At 44.6% G+C, this 21358-nt stretch carries 23 protein-coding genes and 1 pseudogene; 5 read left to right on the forward strand and 19 right to left on the reverse strand.

Annotation, left to right across the window (positions count from 1 at the left end; all coding sequences use genetic code 11):
• The first annotated feature begins 9 nt into the window (after positions 1–9).
• Positions 10–894 carry a LysR family transcriptional regulator gene (locus BSR11_RS07975; RefSeq protein WP_072669885.1) on the forward strand — a complete coding sequence of 295 codons (885 nt, stop codon included), beginning with the start codon at positions 10–12 and terminating at the stop codon, positions 892–894.
• A 6-nt stretch (positions 895–900) separates the two neighbouring features.
• Here the strand turns inward: BSR11_RS07975 and BSR11_RS07980 are convergent, their stop codons facing one another.
• Positions 901–1410: a DUF4442 domain-containing protein gene (locus tag BSR11_RS07980; protein ID WP_072669886.1), complete on the reverse strand. Its 510-nt coding sequence runs from the start codon at positions 1408–1410 to the stop codon at positions 901–903.
• A 256-nt stretch (positions 1411–1666) separates the two neighbouring features.
• On the opposite strand from BSR11_RS07980, the gene fcrX reads away from it, so the two are divergent.
• Complete coding sequence (gene fcrX, locus BSR11_RS07985; RefSeq protein ID WP_004394784.1) at positions 1667–2113, forward strand: ferric iron uptake transcriptional regulator FcrX; 447 nt, start codon at positions 1667–1669, stop codon at positions 2111–2113.
• Between the two features lie 87 nt (positions 2114–2200).
• On the opposite strand, the gene BSR11_RS07990 is transcribed toward fcrX, so the two are convergent.
• The 3 genes from BSR11_RS07990 to fabB all read right to left on the reverse strand — a co-directional run bounded on the left by BSR11_RS07990 (position 2201) and on the right by fabB (position 5826).
• Positions 2201–3214 (reverse strand): aspartate-semialdehyde dehydrogenase, encoded by a 1014-nt coding sequence (locus tag BSR11_RS07990; protein WP_072669887.1) that lies wholly within the window; start codon positions 3212–3214, stop codon positions 2201–2203.
• Positions 3198–4343 carry a 4-phosphoerythronate dehydrogenase gene (locus tag BSR11_RS07995; RefSeq protein ID WP_072669888.1) on the reverse strand — a complete coding sequence of 382 codons (1146 nt, stop codon included), beginning with the start codon at positions 4341–4343 and terminating at the stop codon, positions 3198–3200. Before BSR11_RS07995 ends, BSR11_RS07990 begins: the two co-directional genes overlap by 17 nt.
• 271 nt (positions 4344–4614) lie before the next feature.
• Positions 4615–5826 (reverse strand): beta-ketoacyl-ACP synthase I, encoded by a 1212-nt coding sequence (fabB, locus tag BSR11_RS08000; RefSeq protein WP_072669889.1) that lies wholly within the window; start codon positions 5824–5826, stop codon positions 4615–4617.
• Between the two features lie 126 nt (positions 5827–5952).
• Here fabB and mnmC point away from each other — a divergent pair, with 126 nt between their 5' ends.
• Positions 5953–7977, forward strand: a complete 2025-nt coding sequence (gene mnmC, locus BSR11_RS08005; RefSeq protein WP_072669890.1) for a bifunctional tRNA (5-methylaminomethyl-2-thiouridine)(34)-methyltransferase MnmC2/FAD-dependent 5-carboxymethylaminomethyl-2-thiouridine(34) oxidoreductase MnmC1 — start codon at positions 5953–5955, stop codon at positions 7975–7977.
• Positions 7978–8105: 128 nt separating this feature from the next.
• On the opposite strand, the gene BSR11_RS08010 is transcribed toward mnmC, so the two are convergent.
• The 3 genes from BSR11_RS08010 to BSR11_RS08020 all read right to left on the reverse strand — a co-directional run bounded on the left by BSR11_RS08010 (position 8106) and on the right by BSR11_RS08020 (position 9547).
• Positions 8106–8630, reverse strand: a complete 525-nt coding sequence (locus tag BSR11_RS08010; protein WP_072669891.1) for an NADPH-dependent FMN reductase — start codon at positions 8628–8630, stop codon at positions 8106–8108.
• A gap of 118 nt (positions 8631–8748) precedes the next feature.
• Positions 8749–9006 carry a YfcL family protein gene (locus BSR11_RS08015; RefSeq protein WP_072669892.1) on the reverse strand — a complete coding sequence of 86 codons (258 nt, stop codon included), beginning with the start codon at positions 9004–9006 and terminating at the stop codon, positions 8749–8751.
• A gap of 10 nt (positions 9007–9016) precedes the next feature.
• Positions 9017–9547, reverse strand: a complete 531-nt coding sequence (locus BSR11_RS08020; protein ID WP_072669893.1) for an elongation factor P hydroxylase — start codon at positions 9545–9547, stop codon at positions 9017–9019.
• A gap of 200 nt (positions 9548–9747) precedes the next feature.
• Here BSR11_RS08020 and BSR11_RS08025 point away from each other — a divergent pair, with 200 nt between their 5' ends.
• Positions 9748–10374, forward strand: a complete 627-nt coding sequence (locus BSR11_RS08025) for a trimeric intracellular cation channel family protein (RefSeq protein ID WP_072669894.1) — start codon at positions 9748–9750, stop codon at positions 10372–10374.
• 89 nt (positions 10375–10463) lie between these two features.
• On the opposite strand, the gene aroC is transcribed toward BSR11_RS08025, so the two are convergent.
• Together aroC and prmB are read right to left on the reverse strand one after the other, a co-directional pair.
• Positions 10464–11549 carry a chorismate synthase gene (aroC, locus tag BSR11_RS08030; RefSeq protein ID WP_072669895.1) on the reverse strand — a complete coding sequence of 362 codons (1086 nt, stop codon included), beginning with the start codon at positions 11547–11549 and terminating at the stop codon, positions 10464–10466.
• 331 nt (positions 11550–11880) lie between these two features.
• Complete coding sequence (gene prmB / locus BSR11_RS08035; protein WP_072669896.1) at positions 11881–12813, reverse strand: 50S ribosomal protein L3 N(5)-glutamine methyltransferase; 933 nt, start codon at positions 12811–12813, stop codon at positions 11881–11883.
• A gap of 62 nt (positions 12814–12875) precedes the next feature.
• Between prmB and smrB the strand changes: the two genes are divergently transcribed.
• A complete protein-coding gene (smrB, locus tag BSR11_RS08040; protein WP_072669897.1) occupies positions 12876–13430 on the forward strand; it encodes an endonuclease SmrB in 555 nt (184 codons plus the stop codon).
• 42 nt (positions 13431–13472) lie between these two features.
• Here smrB and flhB read toward each other — a convergent pair whose 3' ends face one another.
• The 10 genes and pseudogenes from flhB to fliJ form a co-directional block, all read right to left on the reverse strand.
• On the reverse strand, positions 13473–14603 hold the full coding sequence (gene flhB / locus BSR11_RS08045; protein WP_072669898.1) for a flagellar biosynthesis protein FlhB: 1131 nt from the start codon (positions 14601–14603) through the stop codon (positions 13473–13475).
• A gap of 9 nt (positions 14604–14612) precedes the next feature.
• Complete coding sequence (fliR, locus tag BSR11_RS08050; RefSeq protein ID WP_072669899.1) at positions 14613–15395, reverse strand: flagellar biosynthetic protein FliR; 783 nt, start codon at positions 15393–15395, stop codon at positions 14613–14615.
• Between the two features lie 8 nt (positions 15396–15403).
• Positions 15404–15673 (reverse strand): flagellar biosynthesis protein FliQ, encoded by a 270-nt coding sequence (gene fliQ, locus BSR11_RS08055; protein WP_072669900.1) that lies wholly within the window; start codon positions 15671–15673, stop codon positions 15404–15406.
• A 12-nt stretch (positions 15674–15685) separates the two neighbouring features.
• The gene (fliP, locus tag BSR11_RS08060; protein ID WP_372447542.1) at positions 15686–16531 is read right to left on the reverse strand and encodes a flagellar type III secretion system pore protein FliP; all 846 of its coding nucleotides are present in this window, start codon (positions 16529–16531) and stop codon (positions 15686–15688) included.
• 43 nt (positions 16532–16574) lie between these two features.
• Positions 16575–16952, reverse strand: coding sequence for a flagellar biosynthetic protein FliO (fliO, locus tag BSR11_RS08065; protein ID WP_072669902.1), 378 nt, complete (start codon positions 16950–16952; stop codon positions 16575–16577).
• Between the two features lie 3 nt (positions 16953–16955).
• On the reverse strand, positions 16956–17366 hold the full coding sequence (gene fliN / locus BSR11_RS08070; protein WP_004394768.1) for a flagellar motor switch protein FliN: 411 nt from the start codon (positions 17364–17366) through the stop codon (positions 16956–16958).
• 21 nt (positions 17367–17387) lie between these two features.
• Complete coding sequence (fliM, locus tag BSR11_RS08075) at positions 17388–18437, reverse strand: flagellar motor switch protein FliM (protein WP_072669903.1); 1050 nt, start codon at positions 18435–18437, stop codon at positions 17388–17390.
• An 8-nt stretch (positions 18438–18445) separates the two neighbouring features.
• Positions 18446–18943 (reverse strand): flagellar basal body-associated protein FliL, encoded by a 498-nt coding sequence (gene fliL, locus BSR11_RS08080; protein WP_072669904.1) that lies wholly within the window; start codon positions 18941–18943, stop codon positions 18446–18448.
• A gap of 36 nt (positions 18944–18979) precedes the next feature.
• A pseudogene (locus tag BSR11_RS17640) lies at positions 18980–19411 on the reverse strand (flagellar hook-length control protein FliK); the annotation flags it as partial.
• Between the two features lie 1498 nt (positions 19412–20909).
• Positions 20910–21356 (reverse strand): flagellar export protein FliJ, encoded by a 447-nt coding sequence (fliJ, locus tag BSR11_RS08090; protein ID WP_072669906.1) that lies wholly within the window; start codon positions 21354–21356, stop codon positions 20910–20912.
• Positions 21357–21358 lie beyond the last annotated feature (2 nt).

A 21358-nucleotide genomic window follows, 5' to 3' on the forward strand; every position in this document is an offset into this window, starting at 1 on the left:
GTCTCAGTTATGGATATCAAAGCCCTACGTTATTTTGTGGAACTCATCAATCAACAAAGTTTTACTCGTGCATCAGAGAAGCTTTTTGTTACCCAACCAACGATCAGTAAAATGATCCGTAGTCTTGAGCAAGAAATTGGTCAACCATTACTCCATCGCCAAGGTCATCGCTTTTGGTTAACCGATGCCGGACACATTGTATATTTACGAGCACAAGAAATTTTGGCTCACTTTACTCAACTAGAAGCCGAACTGATCGATCTAAATCAACTCCAAGGGGGGCAACTGCGTTTAGGTATTCCCCCGATGGTTGGCCATCTTTATGCAGGGTTGATCCGGCAATACAGGCAAATCTATCCAGCGGTGGAAATGACGATAGTCGAGTATGGCGGAAGGAAAATAGAACAAGCCGTACTTGATGGAGAGTTGGATGTCGCTATTACTATGTTATCGCGTCATGCAGAACAACATCTCAGCACCTTAGTACTAGACAGTTACCCAATTTACGCAGTATTACCGCAAACCATGCCTTGGTCTGCCATGGCAAAGATCGATTGGTCATCACTCAAAGAAGAACCTTTTTATCTTTATACAGAAGACTTTACCTTAAGCGATTATGTTGATCAGCAATGTCTAACACACGGATTTACACCACAAATTGCGGCGCGAAGTAGCCAATGGGATTTTCTCGTTGCGCTTGTAAAAAGTGGCATCGGAGTCGCCTTTTTACCCGAACCACTCTGTTTAAGAATCCAAAATGAAGGGGTACTGATTAAACCACTAACCCCAAGTATTGACTGGACATTGAGTGCTATCTGGCATAGTGAACGTTACCTTTCTCGCACCGCAGAAGCTTGGATACAACTTTGTCGCACTCATCCATCGTCTCGATGAACGCGATTACGCAGCATTATCTGTTTGATAATCTCCGTCTTGACGGTACTTAGGTTTTTTACGGACATACAGTTTGCGATGTACTTCAGACACAACTTCACCTTGTTTATCTTTGACATGAATAATAAACTCAGGAAAACATTTATCACCATTCGCCGTCGCAACCAATATCGCGTCCAGTTGAGCTTGAGAAATCAAAAACTCAGCGTATAAATCGCTGTGCCCAGGTTTAATAAAGTTAATGCTCGCCTCTTTATCCCAAACATAATATTGACGACCTAAAATTCCCATCAGCATCAATGAATATACAGGATCCGTTAAAGAGAAGATGCTGCCACCATATTGGGAACGATTGGCATTTTTGTTCCACCAACGAAGCTTTAAACGTAATCTAGCCTCGCGGAAGTCTTCACTGATTGACTCGATTTTTATCCCAGATCCCCAAAAAGGTGGCCAACTATTTAATGCCCACTTCACAATATTGGGTTTATACAACTTCTCAAGTGTTTTATTCATGCTATCCGTGCCTTAGACTCTATCTCATCTTCACTGATCGTGATGCTCGATGAGCATCTAACTCAATGAAGCTACACACAAGTTAATGTTGCATAATTGTAACTGGTCAGATCAGATTTCTCCGTGATGAAACTCGATTTTGTGGTAATTACAGTAACCCTTTGAAGTTCGTGGTTTATTGTTTTAATCGAGTGGCCTATAATGTGGAACAACATTGACCTCTGTTTACGACTGCAGATCATCAACGGGAAAGTATATGTCAGACAATAACCAAGCGCTAAAGGATGCCGGTCTTAAAGTAACCCTTCCACGGCTAAAGATTTTAGAAGTATTACAGCAGCCTGAGTGCCAACATATTAGTGCTGAGGAGCTGTACAAGAAGCTGATTGATCTCGGTGAAGAGATCGGCCTTGCCACCGTTTATCGCGTGTTAAATCAATTTGATGACGCTGGTATCGTGACTCGCCATCATTTTGAAGGTGGAAAATCAGTTTTCGAACTCTCAACCCAGCACCATCACGACCATCTTGTTTGTCTTGATTGTGGTGAAGTGATTGAGTTTTCTGACGAGGTTATCGAACAGCGTCAAAAAGAGATCGCTGCACGTTACAATGTTCAGCTGACTAATCATAGTTTATATCTTTATGGTAAATGCGCTGATGGGGGTTGTAAAAATAACCCTTCAGCCCATAAGGCCCGATAAGATAAATAAAAAAACCACCGCAAGGTGGTTTTTTTGTTCGCCAGTCATGGACGAAGATATTGATAGCGTACGAGGCTATTTTGTCAATTACAAATAATCTCGGATCAACACTTCCGCAATTTGTACCGCGTTGGTTGCAGCCCCTTTGCGAACATTATCTGCCACCACCCACAAATTGATTCCGCTATGATGACTAATATCATTACGGACGCGTCCAACTAATACCGTATCTTTGCCACCGGAATCACGGACTTGAGTTGGGAAATCTTGTCCTTGAAAAACCTCAATTCCTTCTGTTTGTTCCAAGAGGCTGATGACTTGCTCAGCATCAATTGGGCTACGAGTCTCAATATGCAACGCTTCTGCATGACCATAGAACACTGGAACTCGGACACACGTTGGGTTAACCATTATGGCAGGATCATTGAAGATTTTTTGTGTTTCCCACACCATCTTCATCTCTTCCTTGGTGTAACCATTATCCATAAATTGATCGATTTGTGGGATACAGTTAAAAGCAATTTGTTGACTAAACGTACCCGCATCAACAGGAAGCCCATTCAATAGCTTCGCCGTTTGCGCTGCTAGTTCATCGATTCCTGCCTTACCTGCTCCAGATACGGACTGATAAGTGGTCACATTAATTCGTTCAATGCCAACCGCATCATAAATCGGTTTTAAGGCGACCAACATTTGGATGGTGGAACAATTAGGGTTAGCAATAATATTGCGATTACGAAACTCGGCAATCGCCTGTGGATTCACCTCTGGAACCACTAACGGAACATCGTAGTCATAACGAAATTGAGAGGTATTATCAATGACAATCACCCCTGCGTCAGCGGCAATCGGCGCCCAATGAGCAGAAAGCTCGCCACCGGCTGAGAACAACGCAATATGAACCGATGACCAATCAAATTCTTCAACGTTTTGTACTCGTATGGTTTTCCCATTAAAGCGATAGGTCTTGCCTTCGCTGCGCTCGCTCGCGAGTAAAAACAGTTCACCGACAGGAAATTTGCGCTCTTGCAATACTTCCAGCATGGTTTCCCCAACCGCGCCCGTTGCACCGAAAATCGCAACATTAAATTCTTGGCTCATTTGTAACCTCTATTGTAAATCCGAGTTGCGCCAGTGGCTCTAATTGACATGAGTCATCACCCACTAGCTTAATTGCGCTATATTCACGCCGATCCCAATACTGTTTGCGCATCTGATCAAACGCATCGGGTTGATGTATCTGCCGACGAAACAGAGCATCATCTCGTCGCACATCATAAATAAGTTGCGTTAAGCTGAGCAAGGTTGCTTCATCCCAAGCACGATTCAACACTGCTTCAGGCACAGGGGCTATGGGTAATAAACTGGATGGATTCGCCCAGAGCGCCTTGCCTAAAAACTCACAGTATTGATTAAAAACCATGGTCGTACCACGAGCTTTACCTTCTAAACCATAACCCGCGATATGGGGCGTCGCAAATGCCAATAATGGCAGCAGTTCTAAATCCACCTGCGGTTCAAATTCAAAAACATCAAGAGCTGCGGTAAAGCCATCACCTTGTTGTAAACGTGCCTTCAATGCCGCATTGTCGACCACAGGACCTCGCGCCGCATTAATCAATATTTGATCGCCTCGTAAACCAGCCAATATCTGCTCATTAATTAAATGGTGAGTGGGCCACTCGCCCTGCTGAGTGATCGGCGTATGCAAGGTTATCACATCCGCTTCCGTCAACAGTTGCTCCAGAGGCGTAAATACTCGCGTATCCCCTTGCGCCTGTTTAGGTGGGTCATTAAGCAGCACGTTGATCCCTAATCCTGTCAAGCAATGGGCTAAGTAGCTGCCCACCTGTCCGGCACCAATGATGCCGATGGTTTTATCAAAAATAGAGAAACCTTGCTGCTGCGAAAGCACCATTAAGACACTAAACACATACTCTGCAACGCCGACTTTATTACAACCGGGCGCGGCGGTAAAAAATATACCTCGCTCAGCCAATAGCGCTTGATCAACGTGATCCATTCCCGCCGTTGCCGTACCGACAAAAGCCAGTCGATTCGCTTTACTCAATAGATCAGCATCCACTTTAGTGACCGAACGAATCATCAATGCATCAATATCAATTAAATCGCCAGCCGTTAACGTACGGCCTGGTTTAAGAATGACCTCACCAAGCTGACTAAACAGTTGCTCAGCGTAAGGCATATTTTCGTCGATCAAGATTTTCATAGCCGAATTCACACTATTAGATTGTCATTAGGATCATGATAGGCCTAAAACCCTGAGGGCTCATTTGCCAATACGTGATGAAGATTTTGTTGGGCATTGTGCAGAAAAGCACTCTGTGTGTCGAGCATAAAAATACCCGGTGCCAAAAGGCTACCGGGCAAATACCCAGAACAAAAGGATCTCGTCCCGCTCTCAAGGGACAGAGTCTGCGTCTGTGTGATCGGTGATCCCGATCAGCTCTGGAAATGGCTCACCTTGAACAAGAAGGTGATTAAGCTTGGTATTTTTTGATCACCAAAGTGGCGTTAGTACCACCAAAGCCAAAGCTGTTTGACATGACGGTATTGAGCTCTTGTTCACGTGGTTGAGTAACAATATCTAACCCCTCAGCAGCGGGATCAAGATTATCAATATTGATGCTAGGGGCGATAAAATTATGATGCAGCATCAAGGTAGAATAAATCGCCTCATGAACGCCTGCTGCGCCTAACGCGTGCCCCGTCATTGCTTTCGTTGCAGAAATCGCAGGGCTATGACCGCCAAAGATTTCTTGAATTGCACCCAGCTCTTTCACATCACCGACAGGTGTCGACGTACCATGGGTGTTGACATAATCAACGCTATCGACATTTTGCATCGCCATTCGCATACAACGAGCCGCACCCTCACCAGACGGTGCCACCATATCGTAGCCATCAGAGGTTGCGCCATAACCCACAAGTTCGCCGTAAATTTTTGCACCGCGTGCCAAAGCATGCTCTAACTCTTCAATTACCAGCATACCGCCGCCACCAGAAATAACGAAACCATCGCGATCAGCATCATAGGTACGAGAGGCTTTATCTGGCGTATCATTATACTTGGTCGATAATGCACCCATGGCATCAAACATCATCGTCAATGTCCAATCCAGTTCTTCACCGCCACCAGCAAACACAATATCTTGTTTACCAAGCTGAATCAGTTCCATCGCATTACCAATACAGTGTGCAGAAGTCGCACAGGCTGAACTGATCGAATAGTTAACACCACGAATTTTAAACGGTGTAGCCAAACAAGCCGATACTGTAGAAGACATCGTACGCGGCACCATATAAGGACCAATACGTTTAACGCCTTTTTCACGTAAAGTATCCACCGCAATAGCTTGGTTAAGTGAAGAAGCACCACCAGAACCCGCCACGATACCGGTACGGTCATTCGATACTTGTTCAGGAGTCAATCCAGCATCGGCAATGGCCTGCTCCATAGAAAGATAAGCATAAGCCGCTGCATCACCCATAAAGCGCATCTGCTTGCGATCAATATGATCCGCTGGGTTTATCTTTAAATCACCCCAAACTTGTGAACGTAACCCCTGTTCTTTGAATTGCTCAGAGGCTGTGATACCTGATTTGCCGGCTTTAAGAGACGCTAAAACTTCTTGGACGTTGTTACCGATACTGGAAATAATTCCCATCCCGGTGATGACGACTCGTTTCATGTGACATTCCTATAATTCAAAATTCCGCTAAATGATAACCAAGATAAGTAACAGAAGTGGTCAGCTTTCCTATAAATCCGTACAATCTTGCTCTATTAATGCCTTATTTGCTAGAAATCATCGCTTATGACTTCCATCACTCATGCACAATTGGCTTGGAATGACGCCGGAACCCCTGTCTCAGACCAATTTGACGACGTCTATTTTTCTAATGCCAATGGTTTAGAAGAGACACGCTATGTCTTTCTCAGTCAGAATCATCTCCCACAAAGATGGCGAGAATATGACCAACGGCACTTTGTGATTGCTGAAACGGGTTTTGGCACTGGATTAAACTTTCTCGCGACATGGCAATGTTTCGATCAATTTCGTCAGCAAAACCCTAATGCAGCGATTAAGACATTGCACTTTATCAGCTTTGAAAAATATCCGCTCAATAAAAACGATCTGATCAAGGCCCATCAAGCTTGGCCGGAACTCACCGACTACGCCGAACAATTGCATCAAGCCTATCCTTTGGCGCTGCCTGAATGCCATCGAATTACGTTGGCAGATGGTGCGGTTATTTTAGATTTGTGGTTTGGGGATATTAAAAACTGCTTACCTCAAGTGGCGGTTTCTGAACATGGTTTAGTTGATGCTTGGTTTTTAGATGGCTTTGCTCCGAGTAAAAACCCAGAAATGTGGAGCCAAGGTTTATTTGATGGTATGAGTCAGTTAGCCAAAGAACATTGCACCTGCGCTACCTTTACCGCCGCAGGATTCGTTCGCCGAGGGCTCAATCAAGCTGGATTTATGATGAACAAGGTGAAAGGGTTTGGCACCAAGCGAGAAATGCTCGCCGGTAGGATTGAGCATAAAAAGCCATACTGCAACATTAAGCCTTATTACCAGATTGAAGCGACAGAGTCTGTCCATGATGTAGCGATCATCGGCGGCGGCATTGCTAGCGCAACACTGGCCTACGCTCTAACCCAACGCGGCATCTCCGTTACCTTATATTGCGCGGATAAATCGCCAGCACAAGGTGCTTCTGGTAATCGACAGGGAGCCATCTATCCGCTACTCAATGGCCAACATAGCAATGTATCTCGTGTCTTTGCCCCTGCTTTTCTGTTTACTCGTCAATTTGTGCAACGTCTCGCGCAGCAGATAGACTTTGAATACGACTGGTGTGGAGTCACTCAATTAATGTGGGATGACAAGTCTACCAATAAATTAACGCGTCTTACCCAAGGGGAATTCCCCGATCAATTACTGCATTACCTAACCGCAGAGCAAACCAGTTTACAGATTGGCTTGCCTGTTGACGTACCGAGTATTCATTATCCACAAGGTGGTTGGTTATGCCCGGCAGAGTTCACTCAAGGACTATTCGAGCACTTAACCAACAAAGGGCTAATGACGGCCCATTACCAACAAGCGATTGAATCGTTAACGTGGCAAGCCGATAGCATGACATGGCAACTCACTGGTCAAGAGCAACAGTTTCAGCATCAGTGTGTTGTGATTGCCAATGGCCATCAATTTGATAGCTTTACGCAAAGCAAGCACTTACCGCTGGGCAAAGTTAAGGGACAAGTGAGTCACGCACCAACGAATTCGACGTTACAAGCACTACGTTCAGTAGTTTGCTATGACGGTTATCTAACCCCAAGCAGCCCTCGTCATGCTACTCATTGTATCGGTGCGAGTTACGATAGACAGCATATTGACCAAACCTTCGATGCAAAAGCACAGCAAGAAAATAGTGCGCGTTTAACCCGTTGCCTAGCGAATCAAACTTGGCCGATGGCGGTGGACACATCAGACAACCAATCTCGTCAAGGGGTTCGCTGTGTCAGCCGTGATCATTTACCTTTTGTCGGTAATGTCGGCTTACGTGATGCCATTATTGAGCAATACGTTGATCTACCACAAAAAAGAGAGCATCAAATTCAGACGATTGCCCAATATCCTCAGTTGTATGCCTTAGTGGGTTTAGGTTCCCGCGGTTTAAGCTCGGCACCACTGATGGCTGAAGTCTTGGCTGCACAGATCTGTGGTGAGCCATTGCCTTTACCTGTCGATGTATTGGCCTCATTACATCCAAGTCGTATGTGGGTAAGAAAATTAAAGAAAGGTAAAGCCATTACAGAAAAAGAGTCGTGATCTTGTTGACCACCTTATGCGCGGTTTTTTCAGCGCCTAAAACTGAATGTTAAATGCCTCACTATCAACACCCCAACATAGTGAAGCCTCGCTGAAAAGCGAGGCTTCACTAACACAAAACACTAAGCTTAGCTAAGCAGTGCTACTGTGGCTTTTATTTTTTCGGCAATCTCTGGGTTAGTTACTTCGCCCGTTGCTAAGTCAAAATTATCATAGAAACTAGGGACAGAGAGTGAACCTTTAACATTACCACCGAAAAATGGCGCTGACGCAACCGCTGCGGCCAATACTGACTGAGCGCCACCAGGGCCTGGTGACGTTGCAAAATACACCGCAGGCTTACCTTTAAACAACTCACGATCGATACGAGTCGTCCAGTCGAACAAATTTTTATAAGCGGCAGGGTAATGTCCATTATGCTCAGCAAAAGAAATCACAAAGGCATCGGCTTGCGCTAAATCACGTAAAAAGGCTTGTGCACCTTCAGCTTGACCTAATTCTTTTTCTCGGTCTTCGCTAAACATAGGTACAGAATAATCATTGATATTCAATACAGTCACTTGCGCACCCTCAATTTGCTTTGCCGCGTAGGTGGCTAGCGCTTGATTGATAGATTGAGAGCTGGTGCTCGCGCCAAATGCGATAACTTTCATAGGATAACCTCATTGTTTATATAATAAGCACAGAGTAAACACTCGCCAGTTATCGCGCAACTACAAAAATTTTACGGTGATGTTCAAAATTTCTGAATAAGAACGCTCTGCAAGAATATCAAGCGCTTAATTCACGCCATAAAGCATAAACAATCGCCTGATCAGCAGGGCTAAGCTCTGAACGCGCCTCTTGTAGACTTTGCTCGATGAGCGCTTTAAGCTGCTCAATATCATTGATACCTTGTTCTTCACAAGTCGCTGCAGATAATGAAATATGTCCGCGTAAATACCCGCCCGCAAACAGTTCATCATCGGATGCTGATTCAATACGTGCATCAATGCTATCTAGTAATTTTTCTTCAAATTCAATAATCATCGTCTTCTCATTATTTGACTATAAATTGTTCAGCACTCAATGGCGGTGTGCGATAAAAGCTTCGTAGTGCCTGTGACAATCGTGCTACTCGAGGAGGTAAGCCCGTGGTTAATATCTCCAGCACTTGCTGATGAACCTTGTGCATAAACGCCAGCCTATCTGGCTCATAATCACCATGTAGGTTGTCACAGCTTACCGTAAAGGGGAATCCTGCACTTTGCGCTAAAATCCACTCATAAGCTTGCGGCCTGATTTCTACTCGCTCAAATTCGGCTTGCATTTGTGCCGAGCGACCATCTGGTTCATACCAATAACCAAAATCTTCTAACAAGCGGCGCTCGGGGCCAGCAACGCACCAATGAGCTATCTCGTGTAATGCCGAGGCATAAAATCCACGGGCAAAGATAATTCGATGATAAGGCGTGTACACATCGGCAGGTAAATAAATCGGTTCGTCGCCACCCAATTCAAGTTTTGTCTGATAATCAGCAAAAAAGGTTTGATTAAAAATAGCGATCAAATCTTGATATTGATGGCTCATCAATAGTTACTCTCAATGGTTCAATGGGCAGCATTCTGGCGATTTTTACGCGAAGGGTAAAGAGTTCAAAGAAAATTATTAGATTAAGTAATCTGGCTTTCCTTTTCCCCCTATAAAAACTCATTCGTCAAAATGACCGATTCGCTCTACACTTGCGCCTTTTTCTGGCACAAGTAATCAACACATTATTAAGGTGAACTATGCTGCTTAGCGTTCTATACATTATTGGCATCACAGCAGAAGCAATGACCGGAGCTCTTAGCGCTGGTCGTCGGAAAATGGATTGGTTTGGCGTTATGCTAGTGGCAAGCGCAACAGCGATTGGTGGCGGAACCGTGCGTGATATTCTTCTCGGACACTATCCGCTTGGCTGGGTAAAAAATCCTGAGTACCTAGCGATTACTTGCCTAGCCGGTGTATTAACCACTGGGATTTATCGCTGGGTAATTAAACTCAAAGGCTTATTTATTCGCTTGGACGCGTTAGGATTGATCGTGTTTAGTATTATCGGTACTAAGGTCGCCTTAGCAATGGGTCATCATGTGATGATCTGTATGGTTGCAGCTCTAGTCACTGGGGTATTTGGTGGGCTATTACGCGATTTAATTTGCCGCCAACCGCCACTGGTATTACATGACGAGCTTTACGCTTCTGTAGCGTTGATTGCCTCAGGGCTTTATCTCACCTTATTAGAACTTGGCATCAATGAGACAACCAATACCATTGCAACGTTAGTGGTCGGTTATCTTCTGCGCATGGCTGCGGTGCGTTTTAAATGGCGCTTACCATCATTCCATTTAGTTGAAACCGATAAACCACTGCACTGATCGTAATACTCTAAAAATGTAGACGATCAAAAGCAATTAACAAGAGTATCAGCGCTTTATAGCGGGCGCTGATACTCTGTTGATAGGCATTATAATATAGGGGTTTGTGTCTGTACTGCTTGGTTTTGCCCACGATGGCGTAGTAAATGATCCATCAAAACAATCGCTAACATCGCTTCAGCAATCGGCACAGCACGGATGCCCACACAAGGGTCATGTCGCCCTTTAGTGATAAGCTCTGTTGGCTCACCTTGACGGGTAATCGTTTGTCCAGGGACAGTAATACTCGACGTCGGCTTTAAAGCGATATTGGCAACAATGTCTTGCCCTGAAGAGATTCCGCCTAAAATGCCGCCAGCATGGTTACTTGCAAAACCGTCAGGAGTAAGTAGATCTCGATGCTCACTGCCTTTCTGACGCACCACGTCAAAGCCATCGCCAATCTCTACCCCTTTAACCGCATTAATGCTCATCAGCGCATGAGCGATGTCAGCATCAAGTCGGTCGAATACCGGTTCACCTAACCCTACCGGTACTTTGGTCGCCACAACTTGAATTTTGGCACCAATCGAATCCCCCTGCTTTTTTAAATCACGGATCAGTTGATCAAACTTATCGACCTTGTCAGCGTCAGGACAAAAGAACGCATTGTTTTCGATTTCATTCCAATCCACTTTTTCAATAGCAATATCACCCATTTGGGCAAGATAAGCACGGATCTCAATACCAAATTCTTGTTGTAGGTATTTTTTCGCAATACCCCCAGCCGCCACACGCATCGCCGTCTCTCGTGCCGATGAACGACCACCACCACGATAGTCACGAACACCATACTTTTGATGATAGGTATAATCCGCATGTCCGGGACGAAACTTATCTTTGATATCTGAATAATCGGTCGAACGCTGATCGGTATTTTCAATCAATAAACCGATCGAGGTACCCGTCGTTTTACCTTCAAAAATACCAGAAAGGATTTTCACTTCATCCGCTTCACGGCGCTGAGTGGTATAGCGTGATGTACCCGGTCTGCGACGATCCAAATCCACTTGTAGATCAGCGGCGCTGATTTCTAAACCTGGAGGGCAACCATCGATAATACATCCTAATGCAACACCATGACTTTCACCAAAAGTCGTCACGCGAAAATGTTGTCCAATACTGTTTCCTGCCATGTATTCCTCAAACTTCCCATCAATGAGTAAATTACGATTTACTCGTTAGCATCCTTCATTCACACCTATCCCCTTGTAATTTAAAACTGCAGCGCGATTGGCGACCGACAACTCCAAATAATTTGGGGACATCTCATTGAGAAAGGAGCTTTCGTTAATCATGAAATCATACTCGCTTGATTAGCTAATGATGTAAAGTCCAGACTTCAGTTTCTCTAAAAATGCTCCATCACTCAGAGGAAGCAGCAAGGTGAATACGCATGAGATACCAATAAAAAACGCCAGCTTTACCAGCTGGCGCTTTATGATAACACATTGATATAATGAAGGTTTAGTCACGATAAAGTGCAAACTCTTCTGCACAATCGAGCAGCTGTTGCTTGGTTAACAAAAATACCCCGTGGCCTCCGTTTTCAAACTCTAACCAAGTGAATGGGATATCTGGATACTGTTCCATCAAATGAACCATAGAATTGCCCACTTCACAGATCAAAATGCCATTATCGGTTAAATAACGAGGCGCATTAGCCAAAATACGGCGTGCTAATTTTAGACCATCGCTACCCGCCGCTAACCCCAATTCAGGCTCAAATTTAAACTCTTCAGGTAAGCTACTCATGTCTTCTTGATCGACATAAGGTGGATTGGTAACGATAATATCGTATTGTTCTTGAGGTAAATCACGGAATAGATCTGAGCGTATCGGGAACACTTGCTGCTCTAAACCGTGATCTTGAATATTTTGCTCAGCCACTTGCAACGCATCAGCTGAAATATCAATAGCATCCACTTCAGCGTCGGGGAAAGCGTAAGCACAAGCAATCGCAATACAACCACTCCCGGTACATAAGTCCATAATCCGAGTCGGTTCATCAAGTAACCAAGGCGCAAACTGAGCTTGGATCAATTCGCCAATCGGCGAACGAGGCACTAACACTCGCTCATCAACAAAAAACTCCAGACCACAGAACCACGCTTTATTGGTTAAATAAGCAATAGGCGTACGCTCATTAATCCGTTTAATGACCCGCTCCACCACACGTAAACGCTCACTGCCCGTCAAACGCGAATTCAGTACATGGGGCGGTACATCAATCGGTAAGTAGAGAGTCGGTAAGATTAACTGAACAGCTTCATCCCACGCATTATCGGTTCCGTGACCATAAAATAACTGTGCCGCATTAAAACGGCTCACCGTCCAACGGATCATGTCCTGAAGGGTATGCAGTTCAGAAACCGCCTCATCTACAAAAATCTTATCCAAAATTGCCTCCGAAAAGCGCTACAATACTGCCAATACCGAAAATAACTGATTATTTAACCTTCATGAACAAAAAAAACACCGACATCAGTCACCCTGATGATCTCGATGCGAATGATGATTTTGCTCTGTTTCACGAGGCAGTAAAAGGCGTAAAAAAGTTGCCTCAGGATACCATAACCCAGCCACCAAACAGAAACCCCAAGCAAAAAGAAATTCGCCGACACTCACGGGAAGCCAGCGATACTCATTTTTATTTTTCCGATGAGTTTGTGCCTTTACTCAGTGATGAAGGGCCAACCCGTTATGCGCGTAGTGATATCTCTAAATATGAGGTCAAAAAGCTGCGCCGTGGTGTCTATTCACCCGAGGTGTTTCTCGATATGCATGGTATGACTCAACAGGAAGCCAAACGAGAATTGGGTGCAATGATTGCCTATTGCCTAAAAGACAATGTCCACTGTGCTTGCGTACAACATGGGATAGGTAAACATATCCTAAAACAGAAAGTGCCGCTTTGGCTTGCTCAACATCCTGATGTCCTTGCTTTTCATCAAGCGCCATTAGAATTTGGGGGTAATGGAGCCTTATTGCTCTTATTATCGATTCCGGACAAGTAATACGCGGCCTCAGGAGTAGAACCTAATCTGACGTGCTATGCACTAATAACGCATATCCGGTGGTATAGGAAGATCTTGCGTTTTCAGTACAGGCCGCTGTCCCCCTCTACGGCGGTACTGCTTAATTTGGAAGACGTAAGCCAATACCTGAGCAACTGCAATAAATAAACCATCAGGAATTTCTTGCTCTAACTCCGTGGTGTAGTAGATGGCTCGAGCTAAAGGGGGAGCGGCAACAATCATGATCTCATGTTCACGGGCGATTTCACGAATTTTAAGAGCCAGAAAATCCCCCCCTTTGGCCACAACAATCGGCGCTTTATCCGTTCCTTGTTTATAACGTAATGCCACTGAAAAGTGTTCGGGGTTGGTGATAATCACATCCGCTTGAGGAACATCGGCCATCATTCTGCGTTGTGCTGCTTCACGCTGCAACATACGAATCCGACCTTTAACTTCAGGCTTACCTTCCGTATCTTTGTATTCATCTTTAATTTCTTGCTTGGTCATTTTCAGTTTTTCAGCATGTTGCCAAATCTGAAAAGGCACATCAATCGCGACCACGACCAGTAGCGAGCAACTGATCAACAAAATAAAATTAAGCAGAATTTCCAAAGCATGAAAAATATTTTGTGGGTAAACATCCATACTGAGTTGGAAAAGATCATTTTTCGAGGCATCAATCAGATAGAAGGCTACTCCCGCGACTAAGAGCACTTTGAGTATCGATTTGAAAAGCTCAACTAAGCTCTGCATACCAAACATACGTTTAAAGCCACTCAACGGACTGATCTTAGACAGCTTAGGCCTTGCCGCTTCAGCAGAAAAACTTACCCCGCCAACACCAGCAGCCCCTATCAGCGCAGCAACAAATAAAGTAATAAGGATGAGGATCAGTGGCAAAATTAAGTGGGTAAGCGTACCAGCAATAATATCGAACAGTTTACTACTGTCGAAAATTTCTTCACGGCTTAGCGAAAACAATCGCCCCATGGTGGTATACAAACGACTGGCCAACATTTCGCCAAACCACATTAAGGCGACTGAACCAATGATTAATACCGATACCGAAGCTAACTCTTTCGACCTTGCAACTTGCCCTTTTTCTTTGGCTTGTTGCAAGCGCCTGGGGGTGGCCTCTTCGGTTCTTTCTTGTCCATCAGACTCTGCCATGAGCGTCTCCTAACAGTTCAAGCGGATCAAACGACACATCTGCTGCTCACCCTCTGCCCAAAACAGATCATAATGAGCAAATAGACCACTAACAATATAGCCACAGATCAGTAAGCCGACTAAAAGGGCAAAGGCAAAACCTAATGAAAAGATATTCAATTGTGGAGCAGCCCGAGTCATTACCCCAAAGGAGAGGTTAACGGTTAATAACGCAATGATCCCCGAAAGTGACATGCTCAACGCCATTTTAAACATAATACCCAGCCATTGAGACAGCTCATAATAATCAACATTAGTCAGCGATCCAGCGCCAATCGGTAAACTGGTGAAACTTAACACCACTAGCTGAATCATAGTTAAATGGCCATCGGTCGCCAAAAAAAACATGGTCGCCAAAAACATAAACAATTGACCTAACAGCGGCGTATTCTGTCCATTCGCAGGATCGACCATCGAAGCAAAACCTAAACTGGCTTGCATACCAAGTATTTGCCCTAGGATAACAAAGGTTTGAATTAAAAATTGCGTCACCATTCCCATGGCAACGCCAATAATGATTTGTTCTAAGGTGGTTAAAAAACCTTGAAAAGAAAGCAGTTGCAAATCATCGCTAATCACCGGGATGGCAGGCATGACGGCCAGTGTGATAGCCAAGCCAAGATAAAGGCGAATACGCGGCGACACAAATCGCGCACCAGTGACGGTCATGACCATCAACATTGCTGAAATGCGTGTAAAGGGCCAAAAGTAATGAGCAATAAAATCTAGGACGACACTGGTTGGGTATTCCATCACAGCTCCTAAAATAAGACTTGTGGCAAGCGCTCAACCATGGCGAAAAAGAATTCCATCAGCATTTGAGTCATCCAATGAGCAAACATCATTAATGCTAATAAAGTCACAATCAGACGCGGTAAAAAGCTTAATGTCTGTTCGTTGATTGAAGTTGCGGCTTGAAATACAGCCACAACTAAGCCAATCATTAGGCTTGGTACAATGATCGCGCAAACCATGATTAACACTAACCATAAGGCTTCACGAAATAACTCAACAAACAGCTCTGGTGTCATTTGTCTCTCCCGCTATAAAGCAAAACTGCCCGCCAAGGTGGATAAAATTAAGTTCCAACCATCCACCAAAACAAACAGCATCAGCTTAAAGGGTAAAGAAACGATCATCGGGGACAACATCATCATACCCATCGCCATCAATACCGAAGCAACCACTAAATCAATAATAAGAAAAGGCAAAAACAACATAAAACCAATTTGGAATGCCGTTTTCAATTCAGAAGTAATAAACGCAGGAATGAGGATCGCCATCGATACATCTTCCGGATTTTGCGCATTCGAACCAGCAATGTTCACGAACGTCTCTAAATCTTTAAGTCGCGTTTGTTTAAGCATAAAAGACTTCATGGGGTCTTGAGCTAAGTCGAATGCCTGCCGAGCACTGATCTGTTCATTAAGATAAGGCTGTACCGCTTGTTCATTAATCTGATTGAGCACTGGCGACATAATGAAAAATGTCAAAAAAATCGCGATACCAATAATGACTTGGTTCGAAGGGGTTTGCTGTAAGCCCATGGCCTGACGCAAAATCGACATTACCACAACAATTCGCGTAAATGATGTCATTAAAATAACCATCGCTGGCAAAAAGCCCAGCATGGTCATTAGAGCGAGAATTTGTAGATTAATCGAGTAGTCTTCACCGCCATCCGCGTTAGTTGTCATCGTGAATGCGGGAATCCCACCGCCGCCACTACGACTGGATAAGGCTAAACTCCTTGAACCCGCTTGCTCCCTCTCCATCGCTGAGACGGTAACACCTTGTGCACCAGCGGCAGTCGGGGGAATCGTGGTGGCGAGCTCTTGCTGAGCATAAAGTGGAGACGAAAAAGCCCAAATAAGTAAACTGAGCAGCATCATTGCTTTACAGAATACACGGGTGAGACGGTAATATTGGTGATTATTTCTCATGTTTTTTTAGCAGTTGCGTCAATTGATTGGCAAAAGGCGTTGCTTCCTGCGCCTCTTGAGTTAATGGCGAGTCTAACTTAGCAATCAATTGAATCGAATGACTGGTCACCCCAATCAAAAACTGCTCCTCCCCTGCTTGGACTATCATGATTCGTTCTTTGGTTCCAACCGGAAGTTGGCGAATGATCTGAAATCCCTTTTGCTGACCAAAAACTGGGACTTTCATCCGTTTAAGTAACCAAGCTAAAAATAGAATAAAGCCCAGTACGAATAAAAGCGACCCTAAAGTGGTCGCTATATCCAACGAATTGCTGGGAGCGGCAAAAGCTGGGCAACTGAGTAAAACGAGCCCTAAAGTTTTTTTCATCCGCTATCTCAGCTTCTTAATCCGTTCAGTTTGACTAATAACATCCGTCAGGCGGATCCCGAACTTATCATTGACCACAACGACTTCACCATGAGCGATTAACGTTCCATTGACCATGACATCGAGTGACTCTCCGGCAATTCTATCCAATTCAACGACGGAACCTTGGTTTAATTGCAATAAGTTACGAATGCTAATTTTAGATCGCCCTACTTCCATCGAAATGGTCACAGGAATATCCATGATGGTATCTAACTTTCTCCGCTCATCTTCGGTGATCGGCGGTGAAGTGTCTTTTAGTTCATCTAATGGAGCAGCCAGTATTTCATCGACATCAACATCGGGAGCATTCGGATCTTCGCCCAATGCCGCCGCCCATTCATCTGCTAGCTTTTGATCATCTGATTTTGACATCTTTGCTACCTATTTTTACGCTTAAGATTGTTCTTCATCGGCTAATTCGTCATTTTCTAGTTCAGCAATAATATCTTTACCTAAAAAGGCCAAATCGGTTTTCATTGCTTCAGGACGTTTGATTTTTTGTGAAATTTGCACCGCGAGCTTATCACCAGAGCGCCCCATCTTAACGCGATAAGTGGGTAGCTCTTCGACAAACATCGTCGCATGCTCTGGCATTTTTATTGGGATAATATCGCCAACCTGTAGGTCCATTAAATCACGCAGCGCAATGTCTTGTTCTAGTAAGTTAACTCGAAAGTTAATCGGTACATCCATAATTTCATCGCGCAGTGCTGAGCTCCAGCGAACATCGGTTTCCATTTTATCCGATTGAACCCCCGCATCGAGCAATTCTCGAATTGGCTCAACCATCGAATACGGCATAACCATGTGGAAATCACCACCTCCGCCATCCACTTCAATATGGAATGAACAGACAACGATCACTTCAGTTGGGCTGACAATATTTGCCATACTCGGGTTGACTTCCGAATCTAAGTATTCAAACTCAACGCCCATAACTGGTGACCATGCCTCTTTATAATCGGCAAAGACAATTTTCAACAATAGTTGGATAACCCGACGCTCGGTCGGTGTAAATTCCCGACCTTCAATACGTGCATGATAACGACCATCACCACCAAAAAAGTTTTCAACCAGAATAAAAACCAGTCGCGCTTCCATCGTTACTAACGCCGTTCCTTTTAACGGACGAAAACGAACCATGTTCAAGCTAGTCGGAACATACAACGTATTTTGGTATTCACCAAACTTCATCATTTGTACGCCGTTAATCGACACTTCGGCAGTCTTACGCAGCATATTGAACAAACTAATCCGCATATGCCGAGCAAAGCGTTCATTAATCAGCTCAAGCGTCGGCATTCGTCCACGGACGATGCGATCTTGTGATGAAAAATCAAATGAAGAGGCTGTCGACGAGTCTAAATTTTCTTCTTCGTCATCAACCCCATCAACGCCATGAAGGAGCGCATCAATTTCGTCTTGGCTTAGTAAATCGGTCACTGACTCACCTACTGCATTACAAAATCGGTAAACAGAACTCGTTCAATCACGGGTTCCCCCACCACTTGTGTCATGGCGGCTTTAATATCTTCCGTCGCTTTATCGCGCAGTTCAACGCGTCCCGATGGAGTACGTAATTGTTCAACCGTCGCTGAAGCAAAAGTCGCTAACAAGGTGCTTTCCACTAAAGGAGAGTGAAAACGCGCCAAGTTTTCATTATTGGTTCCACGAACCATCAATTGGACTTTGACTTGAACCATTCGCCCTCGCGTATCACCGCTGACATTAAATACAAACGGCTGAGCAATGTTAACGTAAGAAACCGGAGCAACGCTAGGAGCGGCTCGACGGTTCGCTGTATCAGAACTTTGCTGATCACTGCCGGAGCTCATTAAAAAGAACGCTGCACCGCCGCCACCTAATAGCAAGACAGCCGCCGCAATGATAATGATCAGCAGTTTCTTTTTACTTTTCGGTGCATCTTGTGAATTTTCATCAGCAGCCATAACATCCTCTACGTGGTTCTGTTTATTTTTATTAGTTTAAGCGTAATAACTGATTCCATCACGCTTTGTTGTTACATTCAAATCAAGTTTGACGTTAGCATCAATATTTTCATCATCGAATAGTGGGTCATCATCACCTAAATGCCCCGACGAACCACGCTCAGCCGCATAACCTTGCTGCTGACCAGAACTCTGCTGCTGTACTGACGTATCGGCTAATTGCACACCTTGCTGCGCTAACATTTCCCTTAAACGCGGCATCGCTCCTTCCAAAGCATCTCGCGCTTGAGCATTGGTGACCGTAAATTGAATGTTAGCACCATCGGCGTGCATATTCATACGGATATGCAAGCGGCCTAACTCTGGCGGGTCCAACCGGATATCAATATTTTTTAAATTCTTCGACATCATCATCTGGACTCGTTCGGCCATTTCGTCAGCAACCAACCCTTTGTTAAGCATCAAAGGAAGAGTTTGAGCTTGAATCGGTGTTGCTTCATGACGCAGCGGTGTTGAACCATTCACTCTTGACTGGGTTGCAGTCGCAGCAATTTGTTGAGCTAAAGAACGCTCATCGCCGTCACTCGCTGAACGTGCTTTTACTGTCGCTCCAGCAAGCAAGGTTGAACTCGCTAAAGCCGCGTTAACGCCTTGTCCCTCTAATAATGTAGGTTGAGTCAAAGTTTGAGCGGCCACACGATTCGTGGTAATAGCAGCATTTACTTCAGCTTCCCGAGCAGCCGCATTATTCATCGCTACATTTGCAGAAGAAGACGCTGGTTGAGAAGTGCCGAGAGAAGATGCTCCAGCTAATGCGGCAGAAACCCCAACAGCAACCGCTTTTTTGCTACGGGCCCCATCTTGCAAGTCAGTATTATCCTCCACTTTTGCCAGATCACTATCCATTGATCTTGGATAGGCGTGAACACCTTGATTCGCTGAAAGATAAGTCGCTTGAGCACTTAAACTAGGCTCGACATCAATATCATCTGTCGATAATACTAGTTCACCCGCCTCACCATCTATTATCTCACTATCTATGGAAGACTGGACAGGCGTTAGCGGAGTAGGCGCCATAGCGTGTTCTGGAGTCACCGTGAACGACGCCAAATAAGCATCAAGATCATCGGATTCATTAGATATCGCTGTGTTTTTCAGTTGCCCTTTCTCATCATATTGATAACGATGGTCTTGAGTTGTCGCGCCGTACATGGCCTGAGTTTCAACTGGCAATGTCCCATTATCGGAGTGAGAGTGGCGCTCAGCCGCTATCGGAATCGCGGTCTCAGTATCATCATACTCGGTGAACTGACGATGAGGCAAAGGCTTGCCGTTATGTCCAGTCAGCGTCTGATTCGCTTGCTGCAAACGTACCAATAGATCATCACCTTCATTCATCACTTGTACGCTTTTGTTTTCTGGAAACAATTCAGAATGAGGTTCAGTGCTTGCTCGTACAAGAGCAGCATCAACAGAAGCGTCTAATGAAGGGGACGGTTCAGATTCAGATAAACCATGTGGTGCGTCTGTGTATTCTGACGGCGTAAGTTCAACTTCAGAATGAGCTCCATCACTTGAGGCCACCATTAGCATTGAGGCTTCATCGTGCTTAGTTGCTTGAGTATCCCCTTTTGCGCTGAACAGCAGCGAAGTTAACTTATCAAGAAAGCTACTTGGCTCAGCATTAGCTGAATCTTGGCCACTCTGCCCAACGGAGCCTTTCGCCAGATTGGCGATGGAGGTATTATCGACGGAAGAAGTTGAATTAATATTCATAGGCACATCGCTCGCATTGATACTGAATCATAAAACTACGCGCGATAATTATCGTGTGTAGCATGAGATGATCGGACTCTGAGTCTAAATAAATGCAAAAACTACGCCATGATTAAATATATTCACTGCAACGATTGAGATGAGGGACTTCAACATCAAGGTCATGTAAGTACAGATAATAACTTGACGATTACTTAGGCATATTCCGTTGACGATTAAAACTGAGCGTCGAAAACTCATCCATTTGCTTTTGTTCTTTCCGTTCTTGAATACGTCGCTGCTCTGTGCGTTTTTTGTCAATTAACCATTCATATGAACGACGTTGCTGTCGAATATGCAACCAATGTTGCTGACTATTCTCAACTTGCTGCTTAAAATGGTTTTCCGCGCCGCGTTGTTTGGCTAACGTTTCATCGAGTTGAGTAAGAAATCGGTTTAAATGACCATATTGACTGGCGGACAATCCCGCTTGCCCACGCTCAACAAGCTGTTGACAGTATTCAAGTCGATACTGCTCAATTTGCTTCAATTGCTGATAGTAGCCTTCAAGCTCATTGCGAGCCTTGCTCAATACCATTACCGCTTGGTTTTCTTTCTCCTTGGCTTGCTCTAATAAAAATTCCAACGCATTGTCCATCG

It is taken from the genome of Vibrio injensis (assembly GCF_001895205.1).
Taxonomy (GTDB): Bacteria; Pseudomonadota; Gammaproteobacteria; order Enterobacterales; family Vibrionaceae; genus Vibrio; species Vibrio injensis.

What these genes read in the sequence shown, in the direction of transcription:
- BSR11_RS07975 (WP_072669885.1), top strand. Translation starts at nt 10, where the DNA reads ATGGATATCAAAGCCCTACGTTATTTTGTGGAACTCATCAATCAACAA.
- fliL (WP_072669904.1), bottom strand. Translation starts at nt 18,943, where the DNA reads ATGGCTGCTGATGAAAATTCACAAGATGCACCGAAAAGTAAAAAGAAA.
- fliR (WP_072669899.1), bottom strand. Translation starts at nt 15,395, where the DNA reads ATGGAATACCCAACCAGTGTCGTCCTAGATTTTATTGCTCATTACTTT.
- mnmC (WP_072669890.1), top strand. Translation starts at nt 5,953, where the DNA reads ATGACTTCCATCACTCATGCACAATTGGCTTGGAATGACGCCGGAACC.
- fabB (WP_072669889.1), bottom strand. Translation starts at nt 5,826, where the DNA reads ATGAAACGAGTCGTCATCACCGGGATGGGAATTATTTCCAGTATCGGT.
- BSR11_RS07980 (WP_072669886.1), bottom strand. Translation starts at nt 1,410, where the DNA reads ATGAATAAAACACTTGAGAAGTTGTATAAACCCAATATTGTGAAGTGG.
- fliO (WP_072669902.1), bottom strand. Translation starts at nt 16,952, where the DNA reads ATGAAAAAAACTTTAGGGCTCGTTTTACTCAGTTGCCCAGCTTTTGCC.
- smrB (WP_072669897.1), top strand. Translation starts at nt 12,876, where the DNA reads ATGAACAAAAAAAACACCGACATCAGTCACCCTGATGATCTCGATGCG.
- fliN (WP_004394768.1), bottom strand. Translation starts at nt 17,366, where the DNA reads ATGTCAAAATCAGATGATCAAAAGCTAGCAGATGAATGGGCGGCGGCA.
- BSR11_RS08020 (WP_072669893.1), bottom strand. Translation starts at nt 9,547, where the DNA reads ATGAGCCATCAATATCAAGATTTGATCGCTATTTTTAATCAAACCTTT.
- BSR11_RS08010 (WP_072669891.1), bottom strand. Translation starts at nt 8,630, where the DNA reads ATGAAAGTTATCGCATTTGGCGCGAGCACCAGCTCTCAATCTATCAAT.
- fliQ (WP_072669900.1), bottom strand. Translation starts at nt 15,673, where the DNA reads ATGACACCAGAGCTGTTTGTTGAGTTATTTCGTGAAGCCTTATGGTTA.
- BSR11_RS08025 (WP_072669894.1), top strand. Translation starts at nt 9,748, where the DNA reads ATGCTGCTTAGCGTTCTATACATTATTGGCATCACAGCAGAAGCAATG.
- aroC (WP_072669895.1), bottom strand. Translation starts at nt 11,549, where the DNA reads ATGGCAGGAAACAGTATTGGACAACATTTTCGCGTGACGACTTTTGGT.
- fcrX (WP_004394784.1), top strand. Translation starts at nt 1,667, where the DNA reads ATGTCAGACAATAACCAAGCGCTAAAGGATGCCGGTCTTAAAGTAACC.
- flhB (WP_072669898.1), bottom strand. Translation starts at nt 14,603, where the DNA reads ATGGCAGAGTCTGATGGACAAGAAAGAACCGAAGAGGCCACCCCCAGG.
- fliP (WP_372447542.1), bottom strand. Translation starts at nt 16,531, where the DNA reads ATGCTGCTCAGTTTACTTATTTGGGCTTTTTCGTCTCCACTTTATGCT.
- BSR11_RS07990 (WP_072669887.1), bottom strand. Translation starts at nt 3,214, where the DNA reads ATGAGCCAAGAATTTAATGTTGCGATTTTCGGTGCAACGGGCGCGGTT.
- BSR11_RS08015 (WP_072669892.1), bottom strand. Translation starts at nt 9,006, where the DNA reads ATGATTATTGAATTTGAAGAAAAATTACTAGATAGCATTGATGCACGT.
- BSR11_RS07995 (WP_072669888.1), bottom strand. Translation starts at nt 4,343, where the DNA reads ATGAAAATCTTGATCGACGAAAATATGCCTTACGCTGAGCAACTGTTT.
- fliJ (WP_072669906.1), bottom strand. Translation starts at nt 21,356, where the DNA reads ATGGACAATGCGTTGGAATTTTTATTAGAGCAAGCCAAGGAGAAAGAA.